Origin of the sequence: Streptomyces sp. NPDC001068, from assembly GCF_042897315.1 — a bacterium.
Taxonomy (GTDB): Bacteria; Actinomycetota; Actinomycetes; order Streptomycetales; family Streptomycetaceae; genus Streptomyces.
Window position 1 is genome coordinate 502,580 of sequence record NZ_JBIAYD010000004.1, and the last position, 15,830, is coordinate 518,409.

13 protein-coding genes are annotated in these 15,830 nt (G+C 72.7%); 10 read left to right on the top strand and 3 right to left on the bottom strand.

What is annotated here, in order from left to right; all coding sequences use genetic code 11:
* Window positions 1-84: 84 nt before the first annotated feature.
* Both ACFY3I_RS14555 and ACFY3I_RS14560 read left to right on the top strand, forming a co-directional pair.
* A complete protein-coding gene (locus tag ACFY3I_RS14555; RefSeq protein ID WP_365283480.1) occupies window positions 85-1,026 on the top strand; it encodes a 5-dehydro-4-deoxyglucarate dehydratase in 942 nt (313 codons plus the stop codon).
* A 62-nt stretch (window positions 1,027-1,088) separates the two neighbouring features.
* Window positions 1,089-2,246 carry a hypothetical protein gene (locus ACFY3I_RS14560; RefSeq protein WP_390860904.1) on the top strand — a complete coding sequence of 386 codons (1,158 nt, stop codon included), beginning with the start codon at window positions 1,089-1,091 and terminating at the stop codon, window positions 2,244-2,246.
* Here ACFY3I_RS14560 and ACFY3I_RS14565 read toward each other — a convergent pair.
* The gene (locus ACFY3I_RS14565) at window positions 2,189-3,415 is read right to left on the bottom strand and encodes an MFS transporter (protein ID WP_390860809.1); all 1,227 of its coding nucleotides are present in this window, start codon (window positions 3,413-3,415) and stop codon (window positions 2,189-2,191) included. The genes ACFY3I_RS14560 and ACFY3I_RS14565 overlap by 58 nt on opposite strands.
* Window positions 3,416-3,663: 248 nt before the next feature.
* On the opposite strand from ACFY3I_RS14565, the gene ACFY3I_RS14570 reads away from it, so the two are divergent.
* From ACFY3I_RS14570 to ACFY3I_RS14600, 7 genes are all read left to right on the top strand, one after another.
* The gene (locus tag ACFY3I_RS14570) at window positions 3,664-4,245 is read left to right on the top strand and encodes a TIGR03086 family metal-binding protein (protein WP_390860810.1); all 582 of its coding nucleotides are present in this window, start codon (window positions 3,664-3,666) and stop codon (window positions 4,243-4,245) included.
* 212 nt (window positions 4,246-4,457) lie between these two features.
* Entirely contained in the window at window positions 4,458-5,114 is a 657-nt protein-coding gene (locus ACFY3I_RS14575) for a GntR family transcriptional regulator (RefSeq protein WP_390860811.1), read from the top strand.
* On the top strand, window positions 5,111-6,022 hold the full coding sequence (locus ACFY3I_RS14580) for a dihydrodipicolinate synthase family protein (protein ID WP_390860812.1): 912 nt from the start codon (window positions 5,111-5,113) through the stop codon (window positions 6,020-6,022). The genes ACFY3I_RS14575 and ACFY3I_RS14580 overlap by 4 nt, the downstream gene beginning before the upstream one ends.
* Window positions 6,010-7,752, top strand: coding sequence for an L-arabinonate dehydratase (gene araD / locus ACFY3I_RS14585; RefSeq protein ID WP_390860813.1), 1,743 nt, complete (start codon window positions 6,010-6,012; stop codon window positions 7,750-7,752). The genes ACFY3I_RS14580 and araD overlap by 13 nt, the downstream gene beginning before the upstream one ends.
* Before the next feature lie 102 nt (window positions 7,753-7,854).
* Window positions 7,855-9,003: a Gfo/Idh/MocA family protein gene (locus tag ACFY3I_RS14590; protein WP_390860814.1), complete on the top strand. Its 1,149-nt coding sequence runs from the start codon at window positions 7,855-7,857 to the stop codon at window positions 9,001-9,003.
* A 170-nt stretch (window positions 9,004-9,173) separates the two neighbouring features.
* Window positions 9,174-9,971: an HAD family acid phosphatase gene (locus ACFY3I_RS14595; protein ID WP_390860815.1), complete on the top strand. Its 798-nt coding sequence runs from the start codon at window positions 9,174-9,176 to the stop codon at window positions 9,969-9,971.
* 157 nt (window positions 9,972-10,128) lie between these two features.
* On the top strand, window positions 10,129-11,580 hold the full coding sequence (locus ACFY3I_RS14600; RefSeq protein WP_390860816.1) for an NCS2 family permease: 1,452 nt from the start codon (window positions 10,129-10,131) through the stop codon (window positions 11,578-11,580).
* Between the two features lie 82 nt (window positions 11,581-11,662).
* Here the strand turns inward: ACFY3I_RS14600 and ACFY3I_RS14605 are convergent, their stop codons facing one another.
* Together ACFY3I_RS14605 and ACFY3I_RS14610 are read right to left on the bottom strand one after the other, a co-directional pair.
* Entirely contained in the window at window positions 11,663-13,117 is a 1,455-nt protein-coding gene (locus ACFY3I_RS14605; RefSeq protein ID WP_390860817.1) for a peptidoglycan D,D-transpeptidase FtsI family protein, read from the bottom strand.
* Between the two features lie 248 nt (window positions 13,118-13,365).
* Entirely contained in the window at window positions 13,366-14,139 is a 774-nt protein-coding gene (locus tag ACFY3I_RS14610; protein ID WP_365283500.1) for an IclR family transcriptional regulator, read from the bottom strand.
* Window positions 14,140-14,284: 145 nt separating this feature from the next.
* Here ACFY3I_RS14610 and ACFY3I_RS14615 point away from each other — a divergent pair, with 145 nt between their 5' ends.
* Window positions 14,285-15,814: an aldehyde dehydrogenase (NADP(+)) gene (locus ACFY3I_RS14615; protein ID WP_365283502.1), complete on the top strand. Its 1,530-nt coding sequence runs from the start codon at window positions 14,285-14,287 to the stop codon at window positions 15,812-15,814.
* Window positions 15,815-15,830: the final 16 nt, after the last annotated feature.

Below are 15,830 nucleotides of genomic sequence, written 5' to 3' on the forward strand. Positions count from 1 at the left end.
GACCGACCCGGAGGGGGCCTCGTAACGTGGTCATGTTCATGAATATGGACACTGATCAGACACGTGCATCAACAGGGAGCGCCCGTGACGCCAGCCCCTCTCGCCGCGCGGCTCCGTGATCCGCGCGGGCCGCTCTTCTTCCCCGTCACGGCCTACGGCCCCGACGGCTCCCTCGACCTCGACGTCTACCGTGAGCATGTGCGCCGGGGCGTCGAGGCGGGTGCCGCGGCCGTGTTCGCGTGCTGCGGCACCGGGGAGTTCCACGCGCTGCTGCCCGAGGAGTTCGAGGCCTGCGTGGGCGCGGCCGTGGCGGCCACCGAGGGCCGGGTACCGGTGATCGCGGGCGCGGGGTACGGCACCGCGCTCGCCGTACGCTACGCGCGTCTGGCCGCGGCGGCGGGCGCCGACGGCCTGCTCGCCATGCCGCCCTACCTGGTGGTCGCCGGTCAGGAGGGCCTCCTGCGGCACTACCGGGAGGTGGCCGCGGCGACCGATCTCCCGGTGATCGTCTACCAGCGGGACAACGCGGTGTTCACCCCGCCCACGGTCGTCGGACTCGCCCGCACCGAGGGCATCGTCGGCTTCAAGGACGGCCTCGGCGACCTGGACCTGATGCAGCGCGTCGTCAGCGCCGTGCGCACCGAGGGCCCCGGCGACTTCCTCTACTTCAACGGTCTGCCCACCGCCGAACAGACCCAGCTCGCCTACCAGGCCATCGGCATCTCCCTCTACTCCTCGGCCGTCTTCTGCTTCGTCCCCGAGATCGCCCTCGCCTTCCACACCGCCCTGCGCGAGGGGGACCGGGCGACGGCGGAGCGCCTGCTGGACGGCTTCTACCGCCCGTTCGTCGAACTCCGCGCGCAGGGCCGGGGCTACGCCGTCTCCCTGGTCAAGGCGGGCGTACGGCTGCGGGGCCTGGACGTCGGCGAGGTCCGGCCGCCGCTGCACGAGCCCGGCGAGGACCACGTGAAGCAGCTCGCCGAGCTGATCGAGCGCGGGTACGCGCTGCTGGAGGAGGACGCGTGACGGCCCCGGCGCAGGCCGGGGGAGAGCGGCCGGAGGCCGCCACCCGCGGCACGGGCGGGCGGCTGCGGGCGTCGGCGTTCGTCTACCCCTGGGACGTGAACGGCGACCCCGGGGCGCCGGAGCGGATCGCCGCGCTCGGCGTGGACCAGGTGACGCTCGCCTCCGCGTACCACTCCACCCGCGCCCTGACCCCGCGGCACCCCCGGCACCGCATCGTCACCGCCGAGTACGCGGCGGTCTACTACCCGGCGGGCGACCGCTGGGCGGGCCGCGAACTCCGCCCCCACCAGGCGGGCGACTGGGCACCCGGCGACGCCTACGGAGAAGCCGCCGAAGCCCTGGCCGGCGCCGGCCTCGACGTCCACACCTGGGTGATCCTCGCCCACAGCTCGCGACTGGGCGCCGAGCACCCGGGGACCTCGGTCGTCAACGCCTACGGCGACCGCTACCCGTGGGCCCCCTGCATCGCCCAGCCCGCCACGCGCGCGTACCTGACCGACCTCGCCGCCGAGGCCGCCACGCGTCCCGGCGCGGCCGGCACCGAGCTGGAGTCCCTCGGCTGGTACGGCCTCCAGCACCTGCACGCCCACGACAAGACCGCGGGCGTCGGCCTCGGCGACGCCGGCCACTACCTGATGGCGCTGTGCTTCTGCCCGGCCTGCCGGGAGGGGTACGGCGAACAGGGCCTGGACGCGGACCGGTTGGCCGCGGACGTCCGGGAGGCCCTGGAGCCGCTGTGGCGGGGCGCGGCGGAGGACGGCGGATGGCCGACGGCCGAGAAGCTGCTCGGCGAGCCGGTGGCGGCGGCCACCCGCGCATGGCGCGACGGGCGGGCCCGCACGCTCCAGGAGGCCGCCGTTGCCGCGGTGCGGGCGGCGGCCCCGGAGGGCTTCCAGGTGCTGCTGCACGCCGATCCGGTGGCCTACCACTGCGGGGCCAACGCGGGCGTGGACCCCGCGCACGTCCTGTCGGTGGCGGACGGGGTCGTGGTGCCCTGCGCGGGCGGTACGGGCCTGTTGGCGCCCTTCGCGGAGCACGCGCGCGAGGGCACGGTCCTGGCCGCCAACTTCACGGTGGTGTCCGGGATGGGCGGCAGCCCCGGCACTCTGGCGGCCGACGCGTCCCGGGCCCGGGAGCTGGGCGCGACCGAACTGCGCCTGTATCACGCGGGACTGGCGTCCGACGGCGACCTGGCGTCGGTGCGCGGGGCGCTGCGCTGAGCCAGTGATCCGGCGGTGGCCAGCAGCGCACCGCCGAGGACCGCCAACAGCAGCCGGTGGTCGACGAGTTCGACGAGGCCGGCGCCGGCCGCCAGACCGGCCGCGTTCGGGGTGAACATCAGCGTGTCGGCGGTCGCGGTGGCCCGGCCCAGCGCCGCCGCCGGGATCTCGCGCTGTACGGCGGTGTGGGCGGCGATCAGCACACAGGGCAGCCCCAGACCGGTGGCCGCACTGCACGCCAGCACCACCGCGTCGTACGGCAGCGCCCGCGCGGCCACCGCGGCCCCGGTCAGCGCGATGCCGAACGCGGCGAAGCGGCGCTCGCCGAGCCGCCGCAGGGCGGGCCCGGCGACCAGCCCGACCGCCACCGAGCCGGCGCCCTGGACGGCGTACATCACGCCCGTCCAGGCGGGGGAGTGGCCGAGGGCGTCGACCACCGCGTAGTTCAGGCTGCTGCCCACCGAGGCGAGGCACATGGTGGCGCCGCCCGCGCGCAGCAGCGGACGCAGGGCATGGTGCGACCACAGCAGCCGGACCCCCTCGGCGGTCCGTCCCCGACGGTTCCCGGTGGCCGGCCGCGGGCGTTGCTCGCGCACCCGCAGCAGCGCGCACAAGGCGGCCGCCAGCACGAACGTACCGGCGTCCAGCATCGCCACGCCCGGCCCGCCGTACGCCGTGTACAGCGCGGCGCCGGTCAGCGGGGCGACCAGCTTCATGCCCTCGCGGGCGGTCGTGCGCAGTCCGTTGAAGTCTCCGAGGAGGTCCGGGTCGACGGCGGCGGTGACCAGAGCCGAGTCGGCCGCGTCCCCGAGGACGCCCGCCGCGCCGTAGAGGACGAGGACGGTGAACAGGATCCAGACCGAGCCCGCCGAGCCGACCGTCCACAGCGGGATCAGGAGGACGGCGAGGGCCAGGTTCAGGCGGACGAGCAGGGGTCTGCGGCGGACGCGGTCGGCGAGGGTGCCGAGGAAGGGGCCGAGGAGGGTGGGGGTCCACAGCGCGGCGGTGCACAGGGCGGCGAGGCCGTCGGAGCCGGTGAGGTCCTTGACCCAGACGCCCGACACCAGCCAGAGCGCGGAACTGCCGAAACCGGACACCAGCACCGCGGCGAGGAAGAGGCCGGCGTCGCGGTCGCGGAGCAGCCGGACCACGGTCCATGAGGAGGTCATGCCCGGTCATCGTGGGCCTAAGGCGGGGGCTCGGGGATCGGGCAGGTGCCCTAGTTCCGCGACCGGGAAGGTTCGCCGGGGTGGTGTCGCACCCGGAGCATGTCGCCCGATCCGTTCCCTAGGCTCGGCCGTCGTGGAGACAACGGCGTCCTTTGCCCATCCGCCCCGCGCGCCCCGATGAGTTTCCGGGCGCGTCGCGGTCTGCCCCTCGACGGAGATCTCCGGAACGGACTCGGGAGGCGTCGGCGATGACCGGCAGCACCATGATCGACCTCGGCCCGCAGGCGCGGATCGTCGCGATGCTCGCGGAACGGGTGACGGACGAACAGCTCACGGCGGCCACACCGTGTCCCGACTACGCGGTCCGCCATCTGCTGGGCCATGTGGCGGGACTGTCCGTGGCCTTCCGGGACGCGGCGCGCAAGGACCTCGGGGCCACGACCGACGGCAGCCCGGGCGCCGCCCTGCCGGGGCTGGACCCGGCGTGGCGGAGGCAGCTGCCCGAGGTCCTGGACGCCCTGGCACATGCCTGGCGGGAGCCGTCCGCGTGGCAGGGAATGACCCGGGCGGGCGGCATCGACCTGCCGGGAGAGGTGGCCGGGGCGGTCGCCGCCGACGAACTGGTCGTCCACGGCTGGGACCTGGCCCGTGCCACCGGCCAGGAGTACACCCCGGACCCGGCGGCGCTGCGGGCGGCGCACGGCTTCCTGCGGGCGGCGGCACAGGCCGACCGGGGCCCCTTCGGTCCGCTGGTGCCGGTGCCGGAGAGCGCTCCGCTGCTGGCGCGGACGGTCGGGCTGAGCGGCCGGGACCCCGGCTGGAAGCCGTGACGGGACCGGGCCCAAGGCCGTAGCTCCGGGGCGTTTCGGCGGGTTGCCCGCGCCGGAGGCATTGACGGGACACCGCCGCGCTCCTACCTTCGTCCGCGTCGTACTTCATACGTCATATATGAGACGCGATACGCGAGATCCGATACGCGAGACCGGACACCGACCCGTCGGTCCGGCCCGCCGGAGCCGGCGGGTGACCCCGAGAGGCGCGCATGACCTCTGTGCCCATACCGATCCCGTCCCGCACCCAGTACGTCCTGGAGGCGATCAGGCACCGCATCCTCACCGGACTGCTGACACCCGGTCAGGCCCTGGTGGAGGCCGAACTCGCCGCGCACTTCGGGGTGTCGAAGACCCCCGTGCGGGAGGCGCTCAAGACCCTCGCCGGGACCGGACTGGTCGTGATGAGCCAGTACAAGGGCGCCACGGTACGCACGGTGGACGCCGACATGGCACGCGAGGTCTACGACGTACGGCTCCTCCTGGAACCCGAGGCCCTGCGCCGGACCGTGCGTTCGGGCGCCCGCCTGGACGCCGCCCGCGACGCGCTCACCCGGGCCGGCGACGCGGCCGACACGGCCGAACGCTCCCTCGCCAACCGGGACTTCCACCGCGCCCTCTACCTGCCGTGCGGCAACCCGCTGCTCGGCCGGATGCTCGACGAGGTCCGTGACCAGGCCGCTCTCGTCTCCGCCGTCTCCTGGGCCGCCTCCCCCTCCTGGGAACGGGAGGCCGGTGAGCACCGCGAGATCCTGCGGCTGGCCCTGGCGGGTGACGCGGACGGCGCCGTCGGGGCCCTGCGCACGCACATCGCCTCCTTCGTGGAGCGCGCGTACCCCGAAACCCGGTCGACGGAAGGACAGGAATGAGCGGTACGGCCTTCGAGACCCGACGGGCGGCCCTGGCCGACGTGGTCGCCATCCCGGTGACCCCCTTCGCCGCGGACGGCGGTGTCGACCGGGACGCCCACCGGGGCCTGCTGCACCGCCTCCTGGACGGCGGGATCCGCACCCTCACGCCCAACGGCAACACCGGCGAGTTCTACGCCCTCACCCCCGAGGAGCGGCTGCTCGTCACCGAGCTGACCGTCGAAGCGGCGGGGGAGCGGGCCGAGATCCTCGTCGGGGTGGGGCACGACGTGCCGACCGCCGTCGCCGCCGCCCGGCACGCCCGCGACCTGGGCGCGCGGATGGTGATGGTCCACCAGCCCGTCCACCCGTACGTCTCCCAGGGCGGCTGGGTCGACTACCACGGAGCCGTCGCCGGGGCGGTCCCCGAACTCGGCGTGGTCCCCTACGTCCGCGACGCGGCGCTGCCCGGCGTCCGCCTCGCCGAGCTCGCCGACGCCTGCCCCAACGTGATCGGCGTCAAGTACGCGGTCCCCGACGCCGCCAGGTTCGCCGCGTTCGCCCGTGACGCGGGCCTTCACCGGTTCGTCTGGGTCGCCGGGCTCGCCGAGACCTACGCCCCCTCCTACTTCTCGGCCGGCGCCACCGGGTTCACCTCCGGACTGGTCAACGTCGCCCCGGCCCTCTCGCTGAACATGATCGACGCGCTTCGGTCCGGTGACTTCCCGGCCGCCATGAAGGTCTGGGACCAGGTCCGCCGCTTCGAGGAGCTCCGCGCGGCCCACGGCTCCGCCGACAACGTCACCGTCGTCAAGGAGGCGCTCGCCTCGCTCGGCCTGTGCCGCCGTGACGTCCGCCCGCCCAGCAGCGAGCTGCCCGAGGAGGGGCGCGCCGAGGTCGCCGCCATCGCCTCCGGATGGCCGCTGTGAACGCCCCCCGCAGACGTCCCGAGGAGCTCCGCAGCCACCAGTGGTACGGCACCTCGGGGCTGCGCTCCTTCAGCCACCGCGCCCGCACCCGGCAGCTCGGCTACCTTCCCGAGGAGCACCTCGGGAAGCCGGTCGTCGCGATCCTCAACACCTGGTCGGACATCAACCCCTGCCATGTGCACCTCCGCGACCGGGCGCAGGCCGTCAAGCGGGGTGTCTGGCAGGCCGGCGGCTTCCCGCTGGAGTTCCCGGTCGCCACGCTCTCCGAGACCTTCCAGAAGCCGACCCCCATGCTCTACCGCAACCTCCTCGCGATGGAGACGGAGGAACTGCTGCGGTCGTATCCGGTGGACGGTGCCGTCCTCATGGGCGGCTGCGACAAGTCCACCCCCGCCCTCCTCATGGGCGCCGCCTCCGTGGACCTGCCGGCCGTCTTCGTGCCCGCCGGCCCGATGCTGCCCGGCCACTGGCGGGGCGAGGTCCTCGGCTCCGGCACCGACATGTGGAAGTACTGGGACGACCGGCGTGCCGGTCTGATCGGCGACTGCGAGATGGCCGAGCTGGAGAGCGGGCTGGCCCGGTCCCCCGGGCACTGCATGACCATGGGGACGGCCTCCACCCTCACCGCGGCCGCCGAGGCGCTCGGTGTCACGGTGCCGGGCGCCTCCAGCATCCCGGCCGTCGACTCGGGGCACGAGCGGATGGCCGCCCAGGCGGGGATGCGGATCGTCGAACTCGTCCACCGGGACCGGCGGTTGTCAGAGATCCTCACCGAGGAGGCGTTCGCGGACGCCGTCACCACCGTGCTCGGGCTCGGCGGCTCCACCAACGCCGTCATCCACCTCGTCGCCATGGCCGGCCGGGCGGGCGTCCGGCTCACCCTGGACGACTTCGACCGCACCGCCCGAACCGTGCCCGTCCTCGCCGACGTCCGGCCCGGCGGCCGGAAGTACCTCATGGAGGACTTCCACTTCGCGGGCGGCCTGCCCGGTTTCCTCTCCCGCATCCCCGACCTGCTCCATCTCGACCGGCCCACGGTCTGCCACGACACCTACCGCGAACAGCTCGCCGGCGCCCGGGTGCACGACGACGACGTCATCAGGACCCGCGACCGCCCGGTGGCCGCCGAGGGCGGGGTCGCCGTGCTGCGCGGCAACCTCTGTCCGGACGGCGCCGTCATCAAGCACATCGCCGCCGAACCGCGGCTGCTGAGGCACACCGGCCCCGCCGTCGTCTTCGACGACTACCGGACCATGCAGCGCACCATCGACGACCCCGCGCTCGGGATCACCGCCGACAGCGTGCTGGTCCTGCGCAACGCCGGGCCCAGGGGCGGCCCCGGCATGCCCGAGTACGGCATGCTGCCCATCCCGGACCACCTGCTGAGGCAGGGCGTGCGGGACATGGTGCGGATCTCCGACGCCCGGATGAGCGGCACGAGTTACGGCGCCTGCGTCCTGCACGTCGCGCCCGAGTCCTACGTCGGCGGCCCGCTCGCCCTCGTCCGTACCGGGGACCTCGTCACCCTGGACGTCGCGGCCCGCAGCCTCCGGATGGAGGTGACGGACGAGGAGCTGGCGCGGCGCCGGGCCGCGTGGACGCCGCCGCCGGCGCGCCACCCGCGGGGCTACGGCGCGCTCTACGACGAGCAGATCACCCAGGCCGACACCGGCTGCGACTTCGCGTTCCTGGCCCGGCCGGGCGAGGTCCCGGACCCGTACGCGGGCTGACCGCGACAGCGCGGACCGCTCGGGGCGCGGTCGCTCAGGACGGGGTCGCTCAGGACGGGGCTCTACCCTGCACGCAGAGATCGACAGCGCAGGGAGCGTGCCGTGAACTCTTCGACCATCGACGTCGTGCTGGCGGGGGCGCGCGGCCACGGCCGCCGGCACCTGGAGAACATCCGCCGCCTCCAGGAGAAGGGGGTCGTCCGGCTCGCCGGCGTCTGCGAGCTGACCCCGCTCGGCCCCGACGAGCTGCCCGAGGGCCTCGGCACGCCCGAGCAGTCCGCCGACCTCGGTGCCCTGCTCGACACGACCGGCGCCCGGATCGCCGTGATCTGCACCCCGATCCCCACCCACACCGACCTCGCGCTGACCGCCGCCGAGCGGGGCGTGCACGTGCTCCTGGAGAAGCCTCCGGCGCCGTCCTACGCGGAGTTCCGGCGGATGGCCGACGGGATCGCCGCGGCGGGCGTGGCCTGCCAGATCGGCTTCCAGTCGCTCGGCTCGCACGCCGTGCCCGCGATCCGCGAGCTGCTCGCGCAGGGCGTGATCGGCGACGTGCTGGGCGTGGGCGGGGCCGGTGCCTGGGCCCGCGCCGAGTCCTACTTCCGGCGGGCACCCTGGGCGGGCAGGCGGCGCCTCGGCGGCGCTGACGTCGTCGACGGCGTCCTCACCAACCCCTTCGCGCACGCCGTCGCCACCGCCCTCGCCCTGCTCGGCACGGACCGCGCCGAGGACGTCACCGGCGTCGAGACCGAACTGCTGCGCGCCAACGACATCGAGTCCGACGACACCTCCTGCGTCCGCGTGACGACCCCGCGCGGCCCGGTCACCGTCGCCGCCACACTCTGCGCCGAGGAGCCGGGGGACCCGTACCTGCTGGTGCACGGCACCGGTGGCCGGATCACCTTCTGGTACACCCGCGACCGGGTGCTGGTGCGGCGGGCGGGGTGCGGCCCCGAGGAGACCGAGTACGGCGGCACGGACCTGCTGGAGAACCTCGCCGACCACCTCACCACCGGCGCCGGCCTGCTGGCCGAGCCGGATTCGACGGGTGCCTTCATGAGGGTCGTCGAGGCGATCCGCCTGGCCGGAGACCCGGTCGCGCTGCCCGACGGCGCCTGGCACCGCCTGCCCGAGGAGGACCGCCGGGTCGTGCCCGGCGTCGACGCGCTGGTCGCGGCCTGTGCCGAGTCCCTCGCCCTCTTCTCCGAGCTGCCGGCTCCCTGGGCCCGGCCGGGGACGGGGACCCCGTGACCGTCCCGCGAACGGGTCCGGGCGGTGCGCCGGGGCCGGCGGCGTGGGCCGACCCGGACATCCGGAACCAATCCCTCCAGAGTGCTTGACCCGGTTTTTGCCCGTGAACGAGATATCGATCGGGCAACGGGACTCGCGCCCGCCAGGGTGACGCGCGTAGAACTCCTGTCATGCATAAGTCACTTCGGATCGCGGCGGTCACCGCCGCCTGCACGGTCGCCGCCGGTGCCCTCTACGGCGCCGGTGCCGCCACCGCCGGCCAGTCGACCGCGAACTCCACCCACGAGCCCTACAACATCGGGCTCCTGGTGAAGGACATCGACACCTACTACGGCACCGCCCCCGACGCCGCCGGCGTCTACCAGGCGTCGCCGGCCAGCCAGTACGCGAAGGACCTCGCGCGCCTGGACGAGAGCGCCGAGCGGTACATCGACCGGGCCGCGCGCAAGGCCCACCGCAAGGGCGTCAGGCCCGCGGTCGTCTTCGACATCGACGACACGCTGCTGCTCAGCCTCGACTACGAGAAGCGCTACAACTACACGTACAACTCGGCCACCTGGGCGGCCTACGTCAACAGGGCCGACCGTCCGGGCGTCTTCGGCAGCGCCGAACTGGTGCGGTACGCGCAGCAGAAGGGCGTCGAGGTCTTCTACAACTCCGGCCTGGCCGAGGCGCAGCGCACCGCCGCCGTCGAGAACCTGAAGAAGATCGGCGCCGACGTCAACCTCGACGCCGGGCACATGTTCCTGAAGGACGCGGCCAACCCGCCGTCGTACCTGAACGGTTGCGCCACTCCGGGCAGCTGGACCTGCACGACGGTGCAGTACAAGTCCGGCACCCGCAGGCACATCGAGAAGGACCTCGGGTACGACATCGTCGCCAACTTCGGCGACCAGTACTCGGACCTGGACGGCGGCCACGCGGACCGCACGTACAAGCTGCCGAACCCGACGTACTTCGTGTCGTAGCCCGCGCCCCGGAACGGCCCCGGGGGGCGACCCCTCCGGGCCCGTTCCGTTCCGCTCGTCTGATTCCGTAACACGGAGAAAACCTGAAACCGGTCCGGCGCGGGAACAATCCAGCCAGCATCCGCAGCCGATCACTCAGGCGACGAGGAGTACGACCATGTCCGAAGCGCAGACCCTGGACGAGCGGCAGGGCGCCGCGCCACCTGCCCAGAACGCCGTCGACCGGTTCTTCAAGATCTCCGAACGGGGGTCCACCTTCGGCCGGGAGATACGCGGCGGCTTCGCCACGTTCTTCACCATGGCCTACATCCTCGTCCTGAACCCCATCATCCTCGGCAGCGCCAAGGACAAGTTCGGGCACACTCTCGACACCGGCCAACTGGTCACCGCCACCGCGCTGGTGGCCTGTGTGATGACGGTGATCATGGGCGTCGGCGGCAACCTGCCGCTGGCCATCGCGGCCGGGCTCGGCCTCAACGCCGTCGTGGCCTTCCAGCTGGCGCCGCTGATGAGCTGGTCCGACGCGATGGGGCTGGTGGTCCTCGAAGGCATCCTGATCTGCGTGCTGGTGGTGACGGGCCTGCGGGAAGCGATCATGAACGCGATCCCGCAGCCGATGAAACAGGCGATCGGGGTCGGCATCGGTCTGTTCATCGCCTTCATCGGCTTCGTCGACGCCGGGTTCGTCAGCCGGATACCGGACGCCGCGAACACCACCGTGCCGGTGCAGCTTGGCGCCGTCGGCCGGCTCACCGGCTGGCCCGTACTGGTCTTCTGCCTTGGCGTGCTCCTGACCATCGCGCTGGTGGCGCGGAAGGTCAGGGGCGCGATACTGATCAGCATCGTCACCATGACCGTCGTGGCGGTCGTCATCGACTCGGTCGCCGACATCAAGAGCTGGGGCCTGACCACCCCGAAGGTCCCCGACAAGATCGTCGACACGCCGGACTTCGGGCTGATCGGCCACTTCAGCCTGTTCGGGGGCTTCGCCGAGGCCGGTGTGCTCACCGCCGTGCTGCTGGTCTTCACGCTGATCCTGTCCGACTTCTTCGACGCCATGGGCACGATCGTGGGCATCAGCGCGGAGGCCGGACTGCTGGACGACAAGGGGCAGGTGCCCGGCATCGGACGGGTGCTGTTCATCGACGGCGCGGCCGCGGTGGCCGGCGGCGTCGGCTCGGCCTCCTCCAACACCGCGTACATCGAGTCGGCGGCCGGAGTGGGCGAGGGGGCGCGCACCGGCTTCGCCAACCTGATCACCGGCGGCCTGTTCGGACTCGCGCTCTTCCTGACCCCTTTGCTGACGATCGTGCCGCTCCAGGCGGCGGCACCGGCCCTGATCGCCGTCGGCTTCCTGATGATGACCCACGTCAAGCACATCGACTGGGACAGGTACGAGATCGCCATACCGGCGTTCCTGACGATCGCCGCGATGCCGTTCACCTACTCGATCACCGACGGCATCGGGGCGGGGTTCCTGGCGTACGTGGTGATCAAGACGGTGCTGGGCAGGGCCAAGGAGGTCAACTGGCTGCTGTGGGTGGTGTCGGCGCTGTTCCTGGTGTACTTCGCGATCGATCCGGTGGAGCAGGTGCTGGGCGTGAAGTAGCCGAGGGGGCGCGGGCGCCGCGCTTTCGGCCGCGGGCGGTCCGCGGCGTCCGGCGCGGTCCCCCGCGCCCCTTCGGGGGCGTCTACTTGAGCGCCGCCTGCATCATCGCCTTCGCCACCGGCGCCGCCAGGCCGTTTCCGCTGACCTCCGACCGGGCGGCGTCCGACTGCTCGACCATCACCGCCACGGCGACCTCCTTGCCGGTGCTGTCGGACTTGCCGTACGAGGTGAACCAGGCGTAGGGCGTCTTGCTGTTGTTCTCGCCGTGCTGGGCCGTGCCCGTCTTGCCGCCCACGGTCACGCCGTCGATGCGCGCGTTCGTGCCCGTGCCCTGCTCGATGACCGTCTGCATCGCGGACTGGAGCTGCTCGGCCGTCGAGGAGCTGACGATCTCCTTGCTGTCCGTGTCGTCGTCGTAGTTCTGGAGCACGTCGCCGCCGCTGTCGGTGACCTGGGACACCATGTGCGGCGAGACCAGCTTGCCGCCGTTGGCAATGGCGGCCGACACCATGGCCATCTGGAGCGGGGTCGCCGTGACGTCGAACTGGCCGATGCCGGAGAGCGCGGTCTGGGCCTTGTCCATGTCCTTCGGGTAGACGCTGGCATAGGCCCGTACCGGCACGTCCTGCTGCTCGTCGTCGAAGCCGAACTTCTCGGCCATCGCCCGCACCTTGTCCTGGCCCAGGTCGACGGCCATCTTGCCGAAGACGTTGTTGCAGGAGTACTGGAGCGCCACCCGGATCGGGGCGTTCTCGCAGGGTGCCGACTTGCTCTCGTTGCGCAGCGGGGTGGTGGTGCCGGGCAGGGTGTACGGGATGGGGCTGTCCGTCTTCACGTCCACGTTCCCGTAGAGCCCGTCCTCCAGCGCGGCCGCCGCGACCACCAGCTTGAAGGTGGAACCCGGCGGCAGCGGCTGGCGCAGCGCCCGGTTGGTGAGCGGCTTGTCCGCGTCGCCGAGCAGCGACTTCCAGGCCGTGCCCGCCGTGTTCGCGTCGGTCAGCGAGTCCGGGTTGTACGACGGGGTGGAGACGACCGCCAGGATCCTGCCGGTCTTCGGGTCGATCGCGACCGCCCCGCCCTTCTTGTCGCCGAGCGTCCGGTAGGCCGCCTTCTGGACGTCCGGGTCGATCGTCGTGATCACGTTGCCCGGGGCGGCGCGCTCCCCGGTGACGGTGTCCATCACCGACTTGAGCCGGGTGTCGGTGCCGTTGAGCAGATCCTGGTAGATACCCTCCAACTGGGTCGGGGCATAGGCCTGCGAGGCGTAGCCCGTCACCGCCGCGTACAGCTTGCCGGCGGTGTAGGTGCGCTTGTACGCGAGGTCGCTGCCCGACGTCCGTGCCGAGCCGGTGATCGAACTGCCGGCCACGACGATGTTCCCGAGCGGCTGCGAGTACGTCTGGATCGCGTTCCGCCGGTTTTTCGTGTCTTCCGCGAGGGCCTGGCCGTCGTAGAACTGCAGCCACGTCGCCCTGCCCAGCAGAGCGAGTACGAGCAGCAGCACGAAGACGGACGCCCGCCTGATCGTCTTGTTCATTCCGTCCGGACAGACGAGCGAAGACGGGTGGTCCGTTCCCGCGCGGGCGGAATTCTCATCGCCCGTTCATGCGGCCGCGGGCCCTAAGGGCTGTCCCGTACTCCCCGGCGGGCGCACGACGACGGCTACGGCACCTCGCGGCGTTGTCGGGGTCGCCCGAATACGCCCGGTATGAGGGCGACCCTCCGCCTTGCGATGCACCGCATCCGACGCCGTGCGCCGACCCACCGGCGATTACGGGACAGCCCTTAGAGGCGGCGGGTGGCCAGCGTCAGGCGGTCCCGGGCGTCGAACAGCGCGTCCTTGATCATCTGTTCGTGGGCGGGGGTGAGGCGGGCCACCGGGACCGAGCAGCTGATCGCGTCGCGGGCCGGGGTGCGGTAGGGGATCGCCACCCCGAAGCAGCGCAGCCCGAGCGTGTTCTCCTCGCGGTCGATCGCGAAGCCCTGGTCGCGGATCTGCTGGAGCTCCTCGATGAGCTTCTCGCGGTCCGTGAGGGTGTGCTCGGTGAGCGCCGGGAGGGTCTCCGGGAGCAGTTTGCGGACCTGCTCGTCGGTGTGGGTGGCGAGCAGCGCCTTGCCGAGGGAGGTCGAGTGCGCGGGGAGCCGGCGGCCGACCCGGGTGAAGGGGCGCAGGTAGTGCTGGGACTGGCGGGTGGCGAGGTAGACCACGTTCGTGCCGTCCAGGCGCGCCAGGTGGATGGTCTCCGTGGTGTCGTCGGAGAGCCGGTCCAGGGTCGGGCGGGCCGCCGCGACCACCTCGTCGCCGTCGATGTAGGAGGTGCCGACCAGCAGGGCCCGGACGCCGATGCCGTACCGGGTGCCGGTCGCGTCCGTCTCCACCCAGCCGAGCTCCACGAGGGTGCGCAGCAGCATGTAGAGGCTGGACTTCGGATAGCCCACGGCCTCCTGCACCGCCGCGAGGGAGTGCATACCGGGCCGGCCGGCGAAGTACTCGAGCAACTCCACGGTCCGTACCGCGGACTTGACCTGTGCCCCGCCGCCTGTCTCGCCTGCCGACATCGCCCTTGACCCCTTCGTTGGACGAGAAACCGAGGTTATAGTCTCCAACAGCATATTCATCATCAGAGACAGCGTTCAGTATATCGAACATCCCTGGTGAGTGACCCGGCTCTGCGGCAGAACGCAACTCTTGGAGGGACCCGCGGTGGCAGCAGCACCAGTCTGGAGTGTCGACCCGCGTACCGGGAAGCAGCGTGAACAGGTTGCGGTGGAAGCCACAGCCGAGGAGGTGGACGCCACCGTCGGCGCGGCGCACGCCGTACGCGGTCGTCTCGCCGACCGCACGGTCCGCGCCGCCTTCCTGCGGTCCGCCGCCGCCGGACTCGACGCGGCCAAGGACCACCTCGTGGAGGCCGCCGACGCCGAGACCGCGCTCGGACCGGTCCGGCTCACCGGCGAACTCGCCCGCACCACCTACCAGCTGCGGGCCTTCGCCGACATCGTCGACGAGGGCGCCTTCCTCGACGTCATCATCAACCACCCCGACGCCACCGCCACCCCGCCCGTCCCCGACCTGCGCCGCTACAAGGTCCCGCTGGGCGTCGTCGCCGTGTACTCGGCCTCCAACTTCCCCTTCGCCTTCTCGGTCGCCGGCGGCGACACCGCGAGCGCGCTGGCTGCGGGCAACCCGGTCGTCGTCAAGGCCCACCCCGACCACCCGGGCCTGTCCGAGCTGGTCGCGTCGGTGCTGCGCCGGGCCGCCGCCGAACACGGCATCCCCGCGGGCGTGATCGGTCTCGTGCACGGCTTCGAGGCCGGCCTCGAACTGATCCGGCACCCCCTGGTCGCCGCGGCCGGCTTCACCGGTTCGGTACGGGGCGGCCGCGCGCTCTTCGACGCCGCCGCCGCGCGACCGGTCCCGATCCCCTTCCACGGCGAGCTGGGATCCCTCAACCCCGTCCTGGTCACCGAGGCCGCGGCCGCCGAGCGCGGCGGGGAGATCGGCACCGGGCTCGCCGGGTCGATGACGCTGGGCGTCGGCCAGTTCTGCGTCAAGCCGGGCCTGGTCCTGGTGCCGTCCGACGCCGCCGGCGACGGGCTGCTCAAGTCCCTCACGGACGCGGTCAGCGACACCGACGCCGGTGTGCTGCTCGACCACCGGATGCGGGACAACTTCGTCGCCGGGGTCGCCGAGCGTGCCGGGCTCCCCGACGTGGACAGCCCGGTGACCCCGGGCGCGGGCGGCGAGCACACCGTCAGCGCGGGGTTCCTCACGGTGCCCGCGAGCCGGCTGGCCGAGGAGGGGGCCTACGACCTGCTCCTGGAGGAGTGCTTCGGACCGGTGACCGTCGTGGTCCGCTACGCCGACCGGGACGAGGCGACGGCGGTGCTGTCGCGGCTGCCGGGCAACCTCACGGCGACGGTGCACGTCTCCGCCGAGGAGGCCGCGGGGGAGGGGCTCGGGGCGGAGATCCTCGCGGAGCTCACGCCGCTGGCCGGCCGGGTGCTGGTGAACGGCTGGCCGACCGGGGTGGCCGTGGCACCGGCCCAGCACCACGGCGGGCCCTACCCGGCCACCACGTCCACGTCCACCTCGGTGGGCGGTACGGCCATCGAGCGGTGGCTGCGGCCGGTGGCGTACCAGGGGGTGCCGGAGGCGATGCTGCCGGCGGAGCTGCGGGACGAGAACCCGCTGGGACTTCCGCGGCGGTACGACGGGGTGCTGGAGCGGTAGCGCGCCGCGGGGGCGC